18 protein-coding genes are annotated in these 18,066 nt (G+C 37.5%); 11 read left to right on the forward strand and 7 right to left on the reverse strand.

The features are described from left to right. Nucleotides 1-55 precede the first annotated feature (55 nt). Both LXM54_RS10465 and LXM54_RS10470 read left to right on the forward strand, forming a co-directional pair. Nucleotides 56-1,111, forward strand: a complete 1,056-nt coding sequence (locus tag LXM54_RS10465; RefSeq protein WP_233315128.1) for an acetamidase/formamidase family protein — start codon at nucleotides 56-58, stop codon at nucleotides 1,109-1,111. Nucleotides 1,112-1,286: 175 nt separating this feature from the next. Then, the gene (locus LXM54_RS10470; RefSeq protein WP_233315129.1) at nucleotides 1,287-1,919 is read left to right on the forward strand and encodes an esterase/lipase family protein; all 633 of its coding nucleotides are present in this window, start codon (nucleotides 1,287-1,289) and stop codon (nucleotides 1,917-1,919) included. A 52-nt stretch (nucleotides 1,920-1,971) separates the two neighbouring features. On the opposite strand, the gene LXM54_RS10475 is transcribed toward LXM54_RS10470, so the two are convergent. After that, complete coding sequence (locus LXM54_RS10475) at nucleotides 1,972-2,748, reverse strand: hypothetical protein (protein ID WP_233315130.1); 777 nt, start codon at nucleotides 2,746-2,748, stop codon at nucleotides 1,972-1,974. 200 nt (nucleotides 2,749-2,948) lie between these two features. Here LXM54_RS10475 and LXM54_RS10480 point away from each other — a divergent pair, with 200 nt between their 5' ends. Then, nucleotides 2,949-3,584 (forward strand): esterase/lipase family protein, encoded by a 636-nt coding sequence (locus tag LXM54_RS10480; RefSeq protein WP_233315131.1) that lies wholly within the window; start codon nucleotides 2,949-2,951, stop codon nucleotides 3,582-3,584. A gap of 51 nt (nucleotides 3,585-3,635) precedes the next feature. Here the strand turns inward: LXM54_RS10480 and LXM54_RS10485 are convergent, their stop codons facing one another. The 5 genes from LXM54_RS10485 to LXM54_RS10505 all read right to left on the reverse strand — a co-directional run bounded on the left by LXM54_RS10485 (nucleotide 3,636) and on the right by LXM54_RS10505 (nucleotide 7,550). After that, nucleotides 3,636-4,286, reverse strand: a complete 651-nt coding sequence (locus LXM54_RS10485) for an ABC transporter ATP-binding protein (RefSeq protein WP_233315132.1) — start codon at nucleotides 4,284-4,286, stop codon at nucleotides 3,636-3,638. Nucleotides 4,287-4,306: 20 nt separating this feature from the next. Then, entirely contained in the window at nucleotides 4,307-5,158 is an 852-nt protein-coding gene (locus LXM54_RS10490; RefSeq protein WP_233315133.1) for a hypothetical protein, read from the reverse strand. Beyond that, entirely contained in the window at nucleotides 5,145-5,924 is a 780-nt protein-coding gene (locus LXM54_RS10495) for a hypothetical protein (protein WP_233315134.1), read from the reverse strand. The genes LXM54_RS10490 and LXM54_RS10495 overlap by 14 nt, the downstream gene beginning before the upstream one ends. A 1-nt stretch (nucleotide 5,925) precedes the next feature. Continuing rightward, nucleotides 5,926-7,059: a hypothetical protein gene (locus LXM54_RS10500; protein ID WP_233315135.1), complete on the reverse strand. Its 1,134-nt coding sequence runs from the start codon at nucleotides 7,057-7,059 to the stop codon at nucleotides 5,926-5,928. Between the two features lie 146 nt (nucleotides 7,060-7,205). Next, nucleotides 7,206-7,550 (reverse strand): hypothetical protein, encoded by a 345-nt coding sequence (locus tag LXM54_RS10505; RefSeq protein WP_233315136.1) that lies wholly within the window; start codon nucleotides 7,548-7,550, stop codon nucleotides 7,206-7,208. 356 nt (nucleotides 7,551-7,906) lie between these two features. On the opposite strand from LXM54_RS10505, the gene LXM54_RS10510 reads away from it, so the two are divergent. The 8 genes from LXM54_RS10510 to LXM54_RS10545 all read left to right on the forward strand — a co-directional run bounded on the left by LXM54_RS10510 (nucleotide 7,907) and on the right by LXM54_RS10545 (nucleotide 17,682). Continuing rightward, nucleotides 7,907-9,451 (forward strand): alpha-amylase family glycosyl hydrolase, encoded by a 1,545-nt coding sequence (locus LXM54_RS10510; RefSeq protein ID WP_233315137.1) that lies wholly within the window; start codon nucleotides 7,907-7,909, stop codon nucleotides 9,449-9,451. Nucleotides 9,452-9,876: 425 nt separating this feature from the next. Further along, nucleotides 9,877-10,419: a hypothetical protein gene (locus LXM54_RS10515; protein WP_233315138.1), complete on the forward strand. Its 543-nt coding sequence runs from the start codon at nucleotides 9,877-9,879 to the stop codon at nucleotides 10,417-10,419. 179 nt (nucleotides 10,420-10,598) lie between these two features. Continuing rightward, entirely contained in the window at nucleotides 10,599-11,465 is an 867-nt protein-coding gene (locus LXM54_RS10520) for a MurR/RpiR family transcriptional regulator (RefSeq protein ID WP_233315139.1), read from the forward strand. A 279-nt stretch (nucleotides 11,466-11,744) separates the two neighbouring features. Continuing rightward, nucleotides 11,745-12,782 (forward strand): zinc-dependent dehydrogenase, encoded by a 1,038-nt coding sequence (locus LXM54_RS10525; RefSeq protein ID WP_233315140.1) that lies wholly within the window; start codon nucleotides 11,745-11,747, stop codon nucleotides 12,780-12,782. A 37-nt stretch (nucleotides 12,783-12,819) separates the two neighbouring features. Beyond that, a complete protein-coding gene (locus LXM54_RS10530; RefSeq protein ID WP_233315141.1) occupies nucleotides 12,820-13,644 on the forward strand; it encodes a class I fructose-bisphosphate aldolase in 825 nt (274 codons plus the stop codon). Nucleotides 13,645-13,658: 14 nt separating this feature from the next. Continuing rightward, a complete protein-coding gene (locus tag LXM54_RS10535; RefSeq protein WP_233315142.1) occupies nucleotides 13,659-15,200 on the forward strand; it encodes a xylulokinase in 1,542 nt (513 codons plus the stop codon). Nucleotides 15,201-15,281: 81 nt separating this feature from the next. Next, nucleotides 15,282-16,616 carry an MFS transporter gene (locus LXM54_RS10540; RefSeq protein ID WP_233315143.1) on the forward strand — a complete coding sequence of 445 codons (1,335 nt, stop codon included), beginning with the start codon at nucleotides 15,282-15,284 and terminating at the stop codon, nucleotides 16,614-16,616. A 100-nt stretch (nucleotides 16,617-16,716) separates the two neighbouring features. Then, entirely contained in the window at nucleotides 16,717-17,682 is a 966-nt protein-coding gene (locus LXM54_RS10545; RefSeq protein ID WP_233315144.1) for a 2-hydroxyacid dehydrogenase, read from the forward strand. A gap of 56 nt (nucleotides 17,683-17,738) precedes the next feature. Here the strand turns inward: LXM54_RS10545 and LXM54_RS27970 are convergent, their stop codons facing one another. Then, complete coding sequence (locus LXM54_RS27970; RefSeq protein ID WP_267913346.1) at nucleotides 17,739-17,870, reverse strand: hypothetical protein; 132 nt, start codon at nucleotides 17,868-17,870, stop codon at nucleotides 17,739-17,741. Nucleotides 17,871-18,066 lie beyond the last annotated feature (196 nt).

Below are 18,066 nucleotides of genomic sequence, written 5' to 3' on the forward strand. Positions count from 1 at the left end.
TCAGCACAAACCTATGTGACTGTATCGGAGGAAAAACCGAGAGGGGAGAGGTACAATGGCTGTAAATGATACGAAAGTACAAGAAACATCGCTTCATACACTGAAAGCAACTTCAAAAACGGTGCATTGGGGCTATTTTGATAATTCTGTTAAGCCAGCGTTAGAAATAAACTCCGGTGATATCGTGAGTGTAGAAACAGTAACACACCAAGCGGGGGACGCACCTGACTTGATGATGGATGACGGGATTAAAGAAATATACGATAATATTCCTTTTGAGCAAAGAATACCAGGTGCTCATATTATGACTGGACCGATCTATGTTAAGGATGCAACACCTGGAGATATGCTTCAAGTAGAAATTCTGCAGCTAACTCCACGCTTACCTTATGGTGCAAACTTGCTGGCGAATTGGGGCTTTTTATTTAATGAATTTGATAAAAAGGAACGAATCACTATTTATGAATTAGACCGAGAAGGCAAGTGGCTGAATGCTAAATTTGCTTACGACTACCCTTATGAATACAACATCAATGGCAGAATTATTGCACCTGAAGAGGCTATAAGGGAGCCTGCATTAACAAATATGCAAATACCAGCAAGACTTCATATCGGCAATATGGGAGTCGCACCTAAGGAAAAGGGTTGCTTTAGTTCAACACCTCCAGGAATGTATGGAGGAAATATCGACAACTGGAAAATTGGTGCTGGTGCTACGATTTATTATCCAGTCGGAGTAGAAGGCGCATTGCTGTCCCTAGGTGACGGTCACTTCGCGCAAGGAGACAGTGAACTGAGCGGAACTGCAGTAGAAGCATCATTAAATTGCTTGTTAAAAATAAATGTCCGTAAAGACATGGCCTTTCACACTCCCTTGCTTGAAACAACTGATGCATGGATAACCCATGGTTTTCATCCGGATTTAGAGCAAGCCGCAAAAAATGCAGCGTTAGAAATGGTTGGATTTCTGAGTTCAAGATATGGGCTGTCAAGGCAAGATGCATACTCGTTAATCAGCGTTTGTGGCGATTTTTCGATAACACAAGTGGTGGATGAAAATAAAGGAATTCATGTATCAATCCCAAAAAGTGTATTGCTGCCTAAGGCTTAGGATATATCCTAAGTCTTTTTATTATTCTTCTCCAAATTCTGTTTATTCCGATCAGAAGCTGAAATGTAAAAAAGCTTCTATTTTTCTAACAGATGTTACCGTGAATTTCTCCACAAAAATTGTCCATAATAAAACAGTCATGAACAGCATAATTTTTAGGAGGAAATGAAGAAAAATGAGAATGTTACATTCACTAATAGCATGTATGACGATTCTTTTATGTGCAGTCGGTTTAAACCCAACTGTCTCCGAAGCACAGCGAGTAACAAATGATCCTGTAATTTTCGTGCACGGATTAGGGGGAAACAGTACTAACTTTTATTTCATTAGAACCTATTTGAAGCAGCAAGGCTGGGCAGATAATGAGTTGTACGCCATTGAATTATTAGATAAAACAGGGAACAATATTACAAATGCGAAGCAGCTGTCTACTTATGTAGATGATGTGCTCAGAAAAACGGGTAAGAAAAAGGTTGATATTATAGGACACAGTGCAGGCGGAATTAATGCGTTAACTTATATTCTGACTGATGGGGGAAATAAAGTTAACGATGTAGTAACATTAGGATCCCCAAATCGAGTAATAACAACAAAAGCACCCGTCGGAACAGATCCAAACCGCAAAATCCTTTATACATCCATCTACAGCAAAAACGATTATATAACACCTAACAAACTTTCCATCCTCGATGGAGCAAAAAACATTGAAATAACTGGTGTTGATCATTTTGGGCTTGTTACTAGTAAAAAAGTAAATGACTTGATTAAGGTTGCTTTGAATGGCGGCGGGTTGAATACGAATAAATAATTAAAACCCTATTATGTGGACATGAGGTTAACATAATAGGGTTTTAATCTATTTACAATTCGTCCAGTATTGTTGTTACAGAGTACTCTGCCACATAAGGCTGATTCTCATTTAAAATGTCATCTGTAAAGTTTATTCCATCTACAATAACTGTTTTCTCGTTATTCTTAGTATGGGAGAGGCTAATGCTTACTACTGCATCACCATTATAGATATTCAGCGGTGTTAATGTTTCATTTAGGCTATCATAGAGCAGCAAATCTCCGTTTATTACAGTCCCGTATACGTAACTTTTGACAACTAATATGTATTGATCATCAAGCCATAGTGCTTGCTTCGGATAGTAATTGTTTTCATTCTCGTTATCCACTTTTACTTCTACCGTACCCTCATCCTTCATGTACACAAAAAGACTTCCACCTTCTTCAAAACCACCGAGGGGATTAAGCAGTATGTTCTGATAAGAAGGGGAGTAAGAGATAACATCGTTATTGTTTAAATAATTAAAAGTACTTGTTTTTCCATCATTTGTAGAAACGACTAGTTTTTCTTCAAAAGGTGTATATGTTAACTCGAAATTATCGATGCTTTCTGTTGTCGAGTCATCTTGAGGTAATATGTCATTATTTGCTGTAATGACAGCCGTATCCTTACTGCCAGTTTTAGTTTTCTCGTCCATTGATGGTGCTGAATTTGATTCTTTTTTCTTTTCAGATGCTTCTTCAGAGTAACTTTGATATAAAATACCCCCGTAAAAAGCTCCTCCAAGCAATAATACGATAATTATTCCTGTGATACTGATTTTTCGTTTTTTCTTTTGCATTCTCATTAATAACTAGACCTCGCTTTTTCTTAATAACGTACAAAATAATAACATAATTAAGAACATTTAAGAATAGCAAATTTAGTAGTTATTAGTGATATAAAAAAATAGAATACACTTCCTAACAAATCTTACCGGTTGTTTCTCCTCTCGAAATATATAACAATAGTTATAGCAAGATAACTTCTAAACCATAGGGGGAAATAATGAAGACTACTAAATTACTAATTTCATTAGTTGCATGTATGGCTATTATTGTTTCTGTTGTTGGAGCGAAACCTTCTGTTTCCAAAGCAGCGTCAAGTCATGACCCGGTTATTTATGTGCACGGAACAGGCGGTAACAGCACAAACTTCTATGCAATTAAAAGTTATTTAAAATCACAAGGCTGGGCAGATAATGAGCTTTATGCTATTGAATTATTAGATAAAACAGGCAACAGCTATACAAATGCCAAGCAGCTTGCAACATATGTAGATCAAGTATTAAAGAAAACCGGCAAAAGCAAGGTCGATATCATCGGACACAGTGCAGGCGGTATTAATACATTGACTTATATCTTGAACACTGGCGGAACAAAGGTGAATGATGTTATTACATTAGGATCGCCTAACAGATTTGTTACATCAACAGCACCAGTTGGCAAAGATTCTAACGATAAAATTCTATACACGTCTATTTACAGTTCAAATGATTATTTAGTGCCAACATGGCTTTCTAACCTTAAAGGAGCAAAAAACGTTGAGCTTAGTGGAATTGGCCATTTAGGGTTGGTTGCTAACAGCAAGGTGAATGAGCTTATTAAAGCAGGATTAAATGGCGGCGGTCAGAATACAAACTAAAATGAATATAAAAAATGACTCAAGAGCTGTCTTGAGTCATTTTTTTATATATCAGAATTTAGTATTCGAGTTTATTATTTTGCCGAGATCCAACTCATGTACTGTGTCACACAGAATCTCAATATCCTCTTTACTATGGCTGGCGAGTAATATTGTTTTTCCTTGATTTTTCAGCTCTAAAAGGATTGTTCGAATATCTTTAACTCCTTGGTTATCCAAGCCATTCATCGGTTCATCAAGTATAAGGATATCAGGATCTTCCATCAGTGCTTGAGCAAGACCAAGTCGCTGCCTCATTCCGAGTGAATATTTGCCGACATGTTTTTTACTTTTAGAATCTAATCCAACTTTTTCAATTACATGTAAGATTTGTTCCTTTGATATTTGCTTTTTGATTGCAGCAAGAAATTTTAAATTAGTGTATCCATCATAATTAGGCAGAAATCCCGGTGCTTCAATAATGATACCTATATTTTCTGGCACATCACAGTCCTGACCGATTTGCTGATCATCTATCTTGATACTTCCAGATGCTGGGATAACGAACCCGCAAATACACTTTAAGAGAATGGTTTTCCCAGAACCATTTCTGCCAACTAAACCGTGAATTTTGTTTTTTTCAAACGATAAGGAGATGTTATTTAATACAGTCGTTTCTCCAAACCTTACTGTTAAATCATGAACCTTAATACCTGCATGCATCTTAACTACTCCTTTCTTGCTTATATAGGTGGTAACACATTAATCGTTTGCTTGCGATTAATTACAATGGCTAATATTATCATTATCCCGATCAGTAGAGCAAAACTAATATAAATATAGGTAATCGACGGCATTGGAGTTGTTCCATTAATATCAATCCGTGCAAGATTGCTCCATGACACAGGTGAAAAGCGGTATAAATAATATCTATTGGTAACAGCCGCATCTAAAACTAGCAGGAAGGATGCCGTTAATATTCCAAACACTCTAGTGTTCGAAAAGGAATTAATAACATAAATAATAAGCCCTAAAAATACTCCGGTTAACCACGAAAGCAGGAGAGAAAACCACAATGCTTGAATGGGCGAAAAATAGTGTAAAACATCTGAAGGAATAAATGATTTTAAATTAACTACATCGGCTGCATTAGTATTTGCAAGTGTGCCAAGAACTTTTCCCCATTCCATTGTAAATTGGATATTGAAAAGGTTAAGCCCGATAGATAGGAGCAGGAGAAAGATAAAATAAACTGCTGAAGCAATGAAAATATACCCAATTTGTCCGATGCTCCATGGAATTCTGCCGCTTCTTGCGATTATATAGGGCTGGTTCTCGTCAATAAAAGGAGCATCACTGAACAGTAATAGTAAGGGGAAAAAGAACAGTAGCTTAATAAATTTCTGAGTAAAAAGAAACGGAAACATCCATGGCGAGACATTAATATCAATGTCTTTTCCAAAATCTACGATTTCCTTCGTAAAGCTATGTGTCAAAATGATCAGCAGAATAGCGATAATCCAAACTCGGTAATTGGAGGACCATTTGCGGAAATTTTGCAAACACACAAATCTTGCTGTATTAAACAACTTCATTACGCACCCTCCTCTTAACTTGATAAGAAAACAGCCATCCAGCTAGTATTGATAACATAATAAAAATAAAACAAAAGTAGATAAAACTGATGAGGGGACCTTGCTGAATGACATCTGAACTTCTTGTAAGTAAGTACAGGTTAAATGCATTTGGAAGTAGGATGGTAACTTCTTCTAAAACATAACTGGCAATAACGGGTGCAACTATTGCAGCAAAGTGAATTGGTATAAACGCAGAGAAGGTTAATCCAACAACTGTCCATAATGCTGCTGCCATACTAAAAACAAAACTTTGTGCTAGTAAATATAAAGGCGGGTAAATACTGGTACTAAGTGATTTAAATGGTGGAAACAATACTTGGTTTAAATCTTCATTTGGAAACAAGGGGAACTTAAATGACAGTAAGATGATAAATAGGATTTGTCCTATAAATACAGTTAATAAACCACTGACAAAACAAGTAATAATTTTTGACCACACATATTTGCTAATCCCTGTACGGATGACAACTGGTTTTATAAATTGGCATTTCCAATCACTGCAGAAGCTGGATACATAAGGAAAAGCAGCAAATAAAACTACTAATTTTTTAAACATTGTTAAGCCTATAAAAATATCAAAATAATAAGCTACATCTCCAGCAACACTGTTAATTTCTTCCCAGACGCTTATAAAACAAAGTAAAGTAACACCGATGATGGAAAGGTAAAAAACAGGAGCCGAAAATACTTGCATAAACGACATAGTTAATGCTCTGCTTTTCATATTAATAGTCACTTCCAATACGCAATTCTTGGCCCGTATCTGCATCGATTATGATAGTAAAATAATCGGATGCTGTGTTTGTGCCTTTTTCATCACTAGACGTTACATCCTGTTTGGCGGTAAAGACCCATGCAGGGGTTAGTTTATAGCTGATGGAATCCTGCTTGGACACAATTGGAACATACTCTAATGCTATTTTTGATATTGTTATTGGGTCTGTTAATAAGACGTCTTTGTACTTGTTTTCAATCATGTTTAAGGCGTCTTCCAAGGAAATCGGATTTACTTTATTTTGTATTGTTTTGCCTGTATCATAAATGCCGTCTAGAGTTAAGGCAATTATTCCATCTTTATTAACAACACCTACTATCCGGCTTCCTATTACCGGTATTTCAGCAGCATTACTAAAATAACCTTTGTTTGTTATGATTAGATTGTTTTGTACAACAGGAAAGGTGACTACATATGCTTCATCAGCCTTTTCCCATTTGCGAGGATGACCGCCGTCCTTTTGTTCGTAATCCTCCCATTCATTTTCTAATGTTTCTAAATCTAAAGCAATCACATCTGGATTTCCAAGGTTGGTTATACCGTATTCATTTGCTGCCTTTTTAACCTTTTCAATGGCATCGTTGCTATTAATATTTTCAAGTGCTGTTTTTTTGTATATATCGTGCAAATCAGACCGTATATTGGGTTTTGCACCATATATAACATCAGAATATTCACGATCACTGTAAAATGAATCCTCAAACCTAACAGTACCTAATTCTATCGACATATACGATCCATCCGTAAATTCAAAATATACATCTTTATAGTCTGGTTTAATCTCATTATTGTTTTCAAAAGTATCTGTTAATTCTTTATTATTTACAAGTTCCTGCTTTAACGGATCGTTCTTAAAGTCCTTCGGTGAGACGGATAGTGAGGGATAATCTTTATTTTCTCCACCAGCTATATCTGCTTTTACAAGCAAGTTTTTGTCCAATTCCACATCAAGATTATCAGGTGTTGGTTCATTTGATTTGTTTGCCTGTTTCGAATCAGATGCAGCGTTTTGTTCACCTGTTGGAAAGCAGCCAGAAAGCACGACTAGAAATGTGCAAAGCAGCAATAACCATATTTTTTTCAAGACTTATACTCCTTTCAAAAATGATTAAGTAATAATCAGAGACCGATGCAGGTAGTCGGTCTATGTTAATTTAGACGATTTAGCTTGTTAAGAGTACCAATAACCTTCTGAGTGTACAGAGTATTTATCTGTATCCGCTTGCAGAATTAAACTTTGACCTTTGTTCGCTTTTTTACTATAAGCTTTGACAATTTTTTTGCATTAGAGGGAGTTACCCTAATGTAACCAGTGTAAGATGTTGCACTAGTTGACGGGCTTTTTCTTATGTTGTAGTAGTATATATCAGAAGATATTATATTGTGCTTTGTAGTGTAAATATAGCCTTTTTGTTCAGTATCATCTTTCGGGTTAGGTGCAGAATACGCTACACCACTATTTTGCGACGGAGTTACATTAAACGAGAAGGATTTTTTCTGTGCAAACCCAGTAGGAGTCAAGATTGAAAAAAGAAAAGCGGTAATTAATAAACCAGGGATAAGTTTCTTTTTCATTGTTTTTCTCCTTTTAATCATTTTTTTATAATCTGTCAGGGACCTGCATGCCAGATTACATGTAAAATATAACACGGCTAAAGAATTAATAGTTTTGCGAATTATGACATTTTTCTATTAATCTAGTATTTTAGAGTTAAAGTCCTGAAGACTGTGACATTTTTCGTAACTGAAATAAGCTAAAGGATGTGGTATTGTTTAAAAGCTGTTTTAGATTATGTTTAAGAAAACTTCTTTTTTAAGCTGCTGATAATTATCATGTAAAAAGAATCAATTTCCCCCAAATATTTGCAACGTGCTGTCCATACAGGTATAGTTAAAATGTAAACGATTTCATTTAAAAAGGGGGAAGGCAATTGAGAAATTGGTACGGAGTAAAATTGTCATTGCCGCAAACTGTTAGTTTATCATCTCAGGTAAGTGCTCAAAGCGGGGAAAGCCAATATGATAAAGACGGTGTTTTTTATGAAATCTATGTGAAATCTTTTTATGATTCTGATAGTAATGGCCATGGTGACTTAAAAGGGGTTATCAGTCAGCTTGATTACTTGAATGACGGCAATAGGAGCACCAGTAAAGACTTGCAAGTAAATGGAATGTGGCTGATGCCGATTAATACGTCACCAAGCTACCATAAATATGATGTGACAGATTACTATAATATAGATCCTGAATATGGAACGTTGGAAGATTTTCGTAACCTGACTAATGAAGCACATAAACGGGGCATGAAGGTAATTATGGATTTAGTTGTTAATCATACGAGCAGTGAGCATCCTTGGTTTAAGGAAGCCAGTCAAGATATAAACAGTAAATACCGTACTTATTATGTGTGGGCAGATGAACATGCCGATTTAAACGAAACAGGATCATGGGGTCAGCAAGTATGGTATAAAAACCCAAACGGAGAGGGCTATTACTATGGCACATTTTGGTCTGGCATGCCTGATTTGAATTTTAATCATCATGACGTTAGAGCAGAAATGATTAAAATTGGGCAGTATTGGCTCAGCCAAGGGGCCGACGGTTTCCGGCTGGATGCGGCGATGCATATCTATAAAGGGCAAACTGAAGATGGTGCAGCTAATAACCTCGAATGGTGGAAAGAATTCAGAGCTGTGATGCAGCAGAGTAAACCAGATGTGTATTTAGTCGGTGAAGTTTGGGATTTGCCAGAGGTAGTTGCACCGTACTATGAGGCATTAGATTCAGCCTTTAATTTCCATTTAGCAGATAAAATCATCCTTTCTGTTAAAAGCGGCACAGATCAAGGTATTACCGCAGCAGCACTTTCAACAGCAGCGCTTTACCACACTTATAATCCCACTATAATCGACGCCATTTTCTTATCCAATCATGATCAAAACCGTGTTATGAGCGAGCTGAATAGTGATGCTGCTAAAGCGAAGTCGGCTGCATCCATTCTGTTGACATTGCCTGGCAATCCATTTATCTATTATGGGGAAGAAATCGGTATGACAGGCGCAAAACCAGATGAGTTCATCCGTGAGCCATTCCGTTGGTTTGAAGGCGACGGGGAAGGCCAAACAAGCTGGCAAACACCAACCTACAATATTGGCGGAAATGGTATCTCTGTTGAAGCACAAGACAACGATCAAGCTTCCCTGTTAAACCACTATCGTAAAATGATCCGTGTTCGCCAAGGGTATGACGAGTTACTAAAAGGAAATTTAGAAGCGATGGAAGTCAATAATGCAAAAATAGTCGCCTATAAACGGACCCTCCACCAAACCATCCAGATTTATCATAATATTTCAAATGAGACAGTTGCAGTAACTATTGCCGGCAATGGAGAAGTAGTTTTTTCAAGTGAAGCGGGTGTAATAAAGAATGATTCGATGTTAACTATACCTGCTAATACTACTGTATTAGTAAAATAAATATCCAGTTAGATCCTGTTTAGGCAGGATCTTTTTTAGTGGGAAATTAAATGAGTGATTCAGGGGTCACTATTGTAAGGGTCTATGATATATTTACGTAAATGGAAGAGTGGTTTGTTAAAAGGTGAAATTTCAATAAACCTGTTATATAAAGGGTTGAATAATAGTGTCTAATTATAGTCACTATAATGTCAAAAATCTCTTAACTTTTATAGCAATGTACTCATAATGCATAAGTTTACAGCCATTTTCTTAAATGTGCGTCACTATGTTAAGACCCTATTATTCCTTTTAGGATTTATAGAGCATGTCAGATTAGGAATAGAAGGTATGCAATCCGAGCATTTTAAACATATATCTATATTTGATATGTTATAGTTATTAGAGAGATTTTTTACAAACATAGAATAAGTGAGGTTAAGATTTTGACAAAATTATTTTACAGTCTGTTTGCTGTGCTAATATTGCTTGCAGGATGCAGCGATAATAATTCAACTCCGAAAGAGGAGACAGAACAAACTGAAGACAAAGCTTCTCAGGAAGAAACACAAAAAGAAATAGTTAATTTCATTAATAATGATATTGCAAAGGTTTCTGCCTATGAAACAGAAGCAAATGACGAATTGGCAACTGTTTCTGGTGACAATTACAGTTCAGAGGATAAGCTATATGATGTGCTGACAAATAAAGTAATTCCTACATATGAAAAAGCTGTTAGTGAAGCAAAAAATATACAAGTGAATTCTTCAGAACTGGAACCATTGAAAAAGCAAATGGAAGATGCAACAAGCACTTACTACGAAGCTTTGCAGCTTGAAAAAGAAGCGCTGGAAAAGGATAATGAAGAACTGTTCGGGAAATCTAACGCAAAAGCACAAGAGTACTTGTTGATGTTGAAAGATTATCATGAAGATATGGCAAAACTAGCGAAAAAATATGATATTGATTATCAGCAAGGCGCTGAATAATTAATTAGGAGGTAAGCCGATGGTTTACCTCCTATATTTATGCCCTAAGATAAATCTGCTTTACTTGAATCATTTTCATAGCCATTCTGTTAAAATGGAGAAATTAAGTAGGAAATTTGCCAATAAATATTATAAAATTAATGATAAATTAGTATGTGAAAGAAAGTGGAGGGGTATCCATGAACGAATTGAATATCAATACAAATCCTGGTTTTTTCACAAGAATAAATGCTGCCATGTCAAAACTAAGGGATTCTGAGAAAAAGATTATAGAGTTTATTGAACAAAACCAAGATGAGATAATTCATCTTTCCATTACAGAAGTCGCTGAAAGAAGTGAAACAAGTGAATCTTCTGTTGTCCGTTTATGTAAACGCCTTGGTTATAAGGGGTTTCAAGACTTAAAAATAAACTTGGCAAAGGAAGTCATTGCCCCTGAAAAACAAATTCATGAAGTGATTGAAAAGGGCGATGACGTTGTCATGATTAAAAAGAAGGTATTCCAGTCAAATATTCAGGCACTTTATGATTCAATCGAGGTTTGCAGTGATGATGAATTAAGAAAAGCAGTGGACGCTATATCAAAAGCTCGCGTAATTGAACTATATGGAACGGGCGGCTCAGGGGCAGTCGCAGCGGATGCTCATCATAAACTGTTAAAGCTAGGTATAAAATCATTTACCTACAGCGATCCTGTCCTTCAGGCTATGTCAGCAAGTGTACTCACACCTGAAGATGTTGTTATCGCCATTTCACATACAGGCTCTAACACAGACGTTTTAGCGGCGGTGAAAATTGCAAAAGAAGCAGGAGCTGCCATCATATGTATTACGAATTCTTCAAAGTCTCCTATTACTAAAATTTCGGATATTGTGCTGCAAACAGCTTCTAAAGAGACCTTATTTCGAACAGATGCCATTTCATCAAGGATTGCTCAATTAACTATTATTGATATTTTAGTTGCTTCTGTTGCGAATCAGCAATATGAACTGTACTATAGCAACTTGCAGAAAACCCGAAAGTCCACTACTGATAAAAAGATGTAAGAGTGTGATTGAAAAAAATCTTCAAATTTTCTAAAAATATCTTGAAGGAAATTACCACCCTGTGATATGATGATTGTGCAAAAGGAAATAACAGAAAATTCTATACAACTAGACCGTACTTCTTGTTTTTTGAAAATACAGCGTAGAAGGAGGGATTTACCAAGATTCTCTTATTGTCATGTGAGAAATAGAGGAATTGTTTCACACTATTGGTAAATTCCTTCTATTTTTTTGAATTTATTGTGAAGGAAATTTTCTTCATAAAGGAGAGAACAGAAAATGAAAGCAGCTGTATTTCATGGTCCTAATAATATGAAGCTGGAAGAAGTAACGAAGCCGGAAATTAGTGAAAACGAAGTGCTTGTAAGAGTAAATGCAAGTGCTGTATGTGGCACAGATATTCGTATTTATGAAGGCAAAAAAACAAAGGGCGTTCGAACTCCGTCGGTGATTGGTCATGAGCTTGTCGGCACCATTGCAGAAGTCGGTGCAAAGGTAATGGAATTTAGTGTTGGTGACCGAGTGGGAATAATGCCAGTTATTCCGTGCAGGAAGTGTTACTACTGTTTAAATGGCAGGGAGAATGTTTGTGCAAATCGTACTGCGATTGGCTATGAATTTGACGGCGGTTTTGCAGAATATGTGAAAATTCCAAGTACAGCTCTTGAAGCTGGCAACCTGGTGAAGATTCCAGATAATTTGTCCTTTGAACAGGCAGTCATTGCAGAACCGCTTGCATGCTGCATGAACGGCCAACGAAAAGCAAATGTAAAAATGGGCGACGTTGTAGTAGTTATTGGCGGAGGACCTATTGGGCTGATGCATGTACAATTAGCCAAAATAGCAGGGGCGACTAAGGTGATATTGAGTGAACCAATTGATCATCGCCGTGCTAAAGCGGTTCTTGCAGGTGCCGATTATGCTGTGAACCCGGAGGAAGAATCACTTGAGGATATTGTTTTAAGTGAAACAGATGGTTTAGGGGCAGATGTAGTCATCATGGCAATAGGCATTCCTTTCTTAGTTAAAACGTCCGCCAATCTATTAAAAAAAGGCGGTACATTAAATCTGTTTGCTGGATTTACAAATGGCGTCTTGGCGGAGATTGATCCTAACATTATTCATTATAATGAGATTACCATTAATGGAACCTCTGCTTTAACAAGAGCTGATTATCATAAATCATTGTCTCTCATTGCATCAGGCAAAATCAATACGGCTGCTATTATCACAACAGGCTACACTCTTGAAAATATCGAACAGGCAATTTTGGATGTAAAGAATGGTAATCATATGAAAACAGTCATAACCCAATAACAAGTAGAAATAATATGAGAATAGGAGTGTTATTTATATGTCATTATTAGGTAAAGAAGTTCGTATGAATCGTCTATTAAATCAAAAGTCTGGAAAACTATTAGCTGTTGCAGTCGATCAAGCAATGGCACGGGGTATTTTTGAAGAGCTGATGCCAATTCAACGTAAATTAGATGAAATTGTAGCTGGTGAACCTGATGCCATTACGATGCATAAAGGCATTGCGGATATGTGTTACCGTCCTCATGCTGGCAAAACAGGCTTTATTTTGAAGTGCTCTACGTTCTCCCCTTGGCAGCCAAATTATGATGCATGGGTAACAGAAGTAGATGAAGCAGTGCGACTAGGCGCAGATGCAGTGTCGATGGGCTGTATTGTAGGCGGTGATGATCAGCCTGAACAATTACGCAATCTAGGTATCATTGCTGGTCAGGCTGCAGCTCACGGCTTGCCAATGATTGCACATATTTATCCAAGAGGAAACCAAATTCCTGAGAATGAAAAAAATGATTGGAAGAATGTAGCCTATGCAGTTCGTGCTGGCGCTGAGCTTGGTGTGGATATCGTGAAAACAAAGTATACCGGCAATCCAGAAACTTTCGCTAAAGTGGTTGCTTCCACTCCAGGAAAGGTAGTTGTCGCAGGCGGAGAAAATGGAAATAATATTGATGACTATTTCCAAATGGTTTACGATGTTATCGATGCGGGCGGGGTAGGTATCACGTTTGGCAGAATGGTATGGAATAATCCTAATCCAACAGCGGTTGTGTCAGCGTTTAGAAATATTATTCATAATAAAGGAACTGTTAAAGAAACAATAGAACTTTATAATGAGTTAATGAATTCTCCATTGAGTGTATAGAGGGTGGTATAGTTATGTCTCATATCATTGGCATAGATATTGGCACTAGCGGGATAAAAGTTGGTGCAATGAATAAAAAGGGAGAATTAGGGTTTCTTGAGTATGAGCCCTATTCTCTTCTTTACCCTGCCATGGGCTGGATTGAAATTGATCTTGATGATATTTGGAGTAAAACGAAAACATTGCTGTTAAAGGTGTGGCAGCAAGTTGAGCTTGAAAACACAGGCAAAGTAGAAGCAATCTCTCTGTCTACTTTTTGTAATAGCTCGGTGTTTTTAAATGCAAAGGGCGAGCCCCTTTATCCAGGCATTATGTATTTAGATCAAAGAAGCACACAAGAAGCAGCTTGGATCAAAGACCAAGTCAGTGAGAAATCTCTGTTTGACATTACTAAAAATCGATTAGAACCTGGAATGTATACGCTTACAACTCATTTATGGTTTAAAAACAATTATCCAGAATTATATGCGCGCACCTACAAATGGGGGAATCTTTCTACCTTTATTCTGCACAAGCTGACAGGCAATTTTGTGATGGATTGGACGCAAAGTTCCTTTAGCGGGATGTATGATGTCAAAAACTATCGTTGGTCTCCTGAAATATATGAGGCGGTTGGTATAAACCCTAAGAAGCTTCCTGAGGTTGTTGATCCAAGTTCTATCGTTGGGGAATATGTGCATCCAGTAATTGCGTCCGTCCGCATACCTGTGATTGCCGGTGCAGCAGATACAGCATGCTCCACTGCCGCCCTCGGAATCGGTGTCAATGAAATGTTCGAATCTGTCGGGACTTCGAATGTTTTAACTGTTTGTACAGATAATCCAGAGCTGTTAGATAAGCGATTTTTAAATAGATGCCATGTTATAAAGAACCATTGGTTGTCTCATGGAGCCATGTCCTTTCCTGGTGCAGCTATACAATGGTTTTACGACCAATTTCTAAAGCCGGAAGGATACACGAAAGCTGAGTTAGAAGAATTGTGCAAACAATCAGCACCAGGAGCAGGCGGTGTCTTTTTTCTGCCTTATATGCAAGGAGAGCGAGCCCCGATTTGGGATCCTAATGCAAGAGGGGTCTTTGTCGGCATACATTTAAATACAACTAAAGCCGATATGTTTCGAGCTGTGTTAGAAGGCTGTTCTTTTGGTTTGAAACAAATTAATCAAATTATTGAATCAGACTATCAACTCCGCGTTAAAAGCTACCAATCTATCGGCGGCGGGGCAAAAAATCGGGAATGGGCCCAAATTAAAGCAACTGTACTAAACAAAAGCGTTCATATTAAAGATATTTCGGAGACAGGTGTATTAGGAACATGTATGATTGCTGGCACCGTAATAGGCTATTTTGATTCATTGGAGGAGGCGGTTGAAAAAATTCACAATAATACGATTTCCATAATAAAGCCAGACTTGAGTAAGCGAGTGCTTTATGAGCAGTTAAATAATGTGTTTCATCAAATTTACCCGTCTTTAAAAACATTTTTTGCATTAAGCAATCAAACACTTTCTAAAGCTGACAATGAGACAGAAGAGGATGAAGAGGTAATTATTTAGTATTTTTTGTAAACCCTTACAAAGAGAAAAATAGCAGTTTTTATGAGGAAAATACTATTTTTTATGATTGGGGGAAATGAAATGAGTTTACCTGAATCCAAGGTCAATCCAGGATTAGAAGGGAAGAGAAAGTCAGGATATCGTTGGTTAGTTCTTTCCCTTATTTTTGTGGTCTATATTGTTTGTTATGCTGATCGAACGAATATCGGTGTTGTGCTGCCATTTATTCAACAAGATTTTACGCTTAACAACTTTCAAACAGGGGCTATATCAAGTTTTTTCTTCCTAGGCTATGCCATTTCACAAATCCCGGCCGGTTTCCTACTCGGCAAAAAAGGAACTCGCGGAATAGTAGCTATTGCAGTTATTGCCTTTTCCTTAGTCACCTTTTTCCTTGGGATGGTTTCAAGTGCTGCACTTTTGATTTTACTTCGTTTACTGCTAGGTTTAGCAGAAGGTCCTGTTCCTGTCAGTATGTCAACCACCATTAACCACTGGTTTCCGGCTAAAGAAAAAGCTACCGCAACAGGAATTTATATTGCTTCTACACAGCTTGCCCCAATCTTTGTACCCATCATTGCTACAGCTATTGCCATGTCTTTCGGTTGGCGTTATGTTTTTTACTGGTTTGCTATCCCTGGATTTATAATTGCGATCATTTGGTATCTGGTTGTCAGAACAAAGCCTGAAGACAGTCCAAAGGTATCAAAAGAGGAGCTAGAATATATTCGCCAAGAAGAAGTGCCGACAGAGGCTGCAACGGAAAATAGATCACTAGGCTGGTTAGATAAAGCTATTCGTTACCAAAAAGTCGCTAAAATCAGCACATCTAAAGAAGTTTTTACGTCTTGGAATATTTGGGGTAATACATTAACTTATTTTTTAATGAACAGTGTATTATACGGCATGTTGACATGGGTACCTATGTATTTAGTCAACGCAAAAGGCTACTCCTTTATGAAAATGGGCTTTGTCGCGTCTACACCTGCAATCGGCGGTCTGTTAGGTGCTCTTTTAGGCGGAATTATTTCTGACAAAGTATTCTTAAAAAGACGTAAGCCAACCATGTTAATTACAGCCATCGCTACCGCATTGATGATGCTTGTCGTGATGAATATTCCAGATAACGCCATTCTTGTTTCCCTTAGCTTAGGGCTGGCAGGCTTCTTCCTTAATATTGGCTGGCCCGCATTTACTGCTTATCCGATGGGGTTAACAAATAGAAATACATTTCCTGTCGCGATTGCAACAGTAAACAGCGGCGGAAACCTAGGCGGATTCTTTTCCCCAATGATTGTTGGCGCAATCCTTGATGCAACTGGAAATTATAATATCGCCTTTGGATTCTTTGCGGTCATGCTAGTACTTGGCTTCTTCATTATTACCACTTTAAAGGAACCAGCACTAGAAGGATAAATTCATAGTCATTTATAGGGCAGAGGAGTTTTCCCATGCCCTGTTTTATTGTAAGCTATAATTATTGAAATACTTTCCAGTTGAAAAGGTGGAGATTGTCTTGAAACAAACTGTATATATTACTAGAAAACTGCCAGAAGACATAATTAATACACTTTCCCTTCATTTTCATGTGAGAATGTGGGAAGAAGAGAATATCCCCGTGCCAAGGGATATTTTACTTAAGGAAGTAGAAGATATTGATGCTCTTATTTGTCTATTAACAGATAAGATTGATGAAGAAGTCATCGGCAGAGCTCCACATCTAAAGATAATCAGCAATGTCGCAGTAGGCTACAATAATATCGATATAGCAGCAGCGGTAAAAAGGGGAATACAGGTTACGAACACACCTGGAGTGTTAACAGAAACAACTGCAGATTTAACATTTGCTTTGCTGATGGCGACAGCTAGAGGTGTGACAACTGCTTCTGAAGCTTTGCGTAACGGAAAGTGGGGCGCATGGTCTTTAATGGAATTTACCGGACAAGATATTTATAGTGCCACATTAGGGATTATCGGCTTAGGAAGAATTGGCGAAGCGCTTGTTAAAAGAGCAAAAGGCTTTGATATGAATGTGCTTTACTATAATCGTTCCCGAAAGCAAGACAAAGAACAGGAGCTTGATATTCACTATGCAGAATTAAACGATTTATTGCAGAAAGCCGATTATGTGTGTCTGATGATTCCATATAGTACTGAGGTGCATCATCTGATTGGCAAAGAGGAATTGTCCCTAATGAAGCCTACTGCCATTCTCATCAATACAGCGAGAGGCGGACTGGTCGATGAAGATGCTTTATATCAAGCTTTAAAGAATCGAGATATTTGGGCAGCTGGGTTAGACGTCTTTGAAATTGAACCAGTACCTGCTGATCACCACTTGTTATCCTTAAATAATGTGGTGACATTGCCTCATATTGGCAGTGCAAGCTACAAAACAAGAATGAGTATGGCTCAGCTTGCTGTCGAGAATGTTGTAAGCGTACTAGGTGGTGGTGAAGCCTTAACTCCTGTTCAAATGTAAATTCTGTGTACCTCCATTTATGAAATAAGTGGAGGTTTTTACGTGGAATTACTCCTTTAGTCTAGTATTAAATCTTTGACAAAAAAGAAAAACCACCAAGCAACAATCATTAAATGTGCTGCTGTTACAGTGAGTGCCCATATAGAGCCCTCTTGCAAACCAATACCGATATACTCCCATTCATTCAATCCATCACTGCGGCCTAATGCAATGCGAATAAAAAAGAAAGAAATGGTGTGATTAAAGTTACAATTGCAGTGAAAACAGATAGAGCCCTTTTTCGTTTACGGATTGCATTATAAATAGCTGCAGCTAATGTCGCGATAATAAACAAATAATAGAATAACCAAACCCAATTAGGACGAGTCTCCGAACATCATAGTT

It is taken from the genome of Bacillus sp. Au-Bac7, from assembly GCF_021341655.1.
Lineage (GTDB): Bacteria > Bacillota > Bacilli > Bacillales > Cytobacillaceae > Niallia.

What these genes read in the sequence shown, in the direction of transcription:
- LXM54_RS10475 (WP_233315130.1), bottom strand. Translation starts at nt 2,748, where the DNA reads ATGAGAATGCAAAAGAAAAAACGAAAAATCAGTATCACAGGAATAATT.
- LXM54_RS10480 (WP_233315131.1), top strand. Translation starts at nt 2,949, where the DNA reads ATGAAGACTACTAAATTACTAATTTCATTAGTTGCATGTATGGCTATT.
- LXM54_RS10465 (WP_233315128.1), top strand. Translation starts at nt 56, where the DNA reads ATGGCTGTAAATGATACGAAAGTACAAGAAACATCGCTTCATACACTG.
- LXM54_RS10505 (WP_233315136.1), bottom strand. Translation starts at nt 7,550, where the DNA reads ATGAAAAAGAAACTTATCCCTGGTTTATTAATTACCGCTTTTCTTTTT.
- LXM54_RS10520 (WP_233315139.1), top strand. Translation starts at nt 10,599, where the DNA reads ATGAACGAATTGAATATCAATACAAATCCTGGTTTTTTCACAAGAATA.
- LXM54_RS10485 (WP_233315132.1), bottom strand. Translation starts at nt 4,286, where the DNA reads ATGCATGCAGGTATTAAGGTTCATGATTTAACAGTAAGGTTTGGAGAA.
- LXM54_RS10525 (WP_233315140.1), top strand. Translation starts at nt 11,745, where the DNA reads ATGAAAGCAGCTGTATTTCATGGTCCTAATAATATGAAGCTGGAAGAA.
- LXM54_RS10490 (WP_233315133.1), bottom strand. Translation starts at nt 5,158, where the DNA reads ATGAAGTTGTTTAATACAGCAAGATTTGTGTGTTTGCAAAATTTCCGC.
- LXM54_RS10540 (WP_233315143.1), top strand. Translation starts at nt 15,282, where the DNA reads ATGAGTTTACCTGAATCCAAGGTCAATCCAGGATTAGAAGGGAAGAGA.
- LXM54_RS10535 (WP_233315142.1), top strand. Translation starts at nt 13,659, where the DNA reads ATGTCTCATATCATTGGCATAGATATTGGCACTAGCGGGATAAAAGTT.
- LXM54_RS10495 (WP_233315134.1), bottom strand. Translation starts at nt 5,924, where the DNA reads ATGAAAAGCAGAGCATTAACTATGTCGTTTATGCAAGTATTTTCGGCT.
- LXM54_RS10530 (WP_233315141.1), top strand. Translation starts at nt 12,820, where the DNA reads ATGTCATTATTAGGTAAAGAAGTTCGTATGAATCGTCTATTAAATCAA.
- LXM54_RS10470 (WP_233315129.1), top strand. Translation starts at nt 1,287, where the DNA reads ATGAGAATGTTACATTCACTAATAGCATGTATGACGATTCTTTTATGT.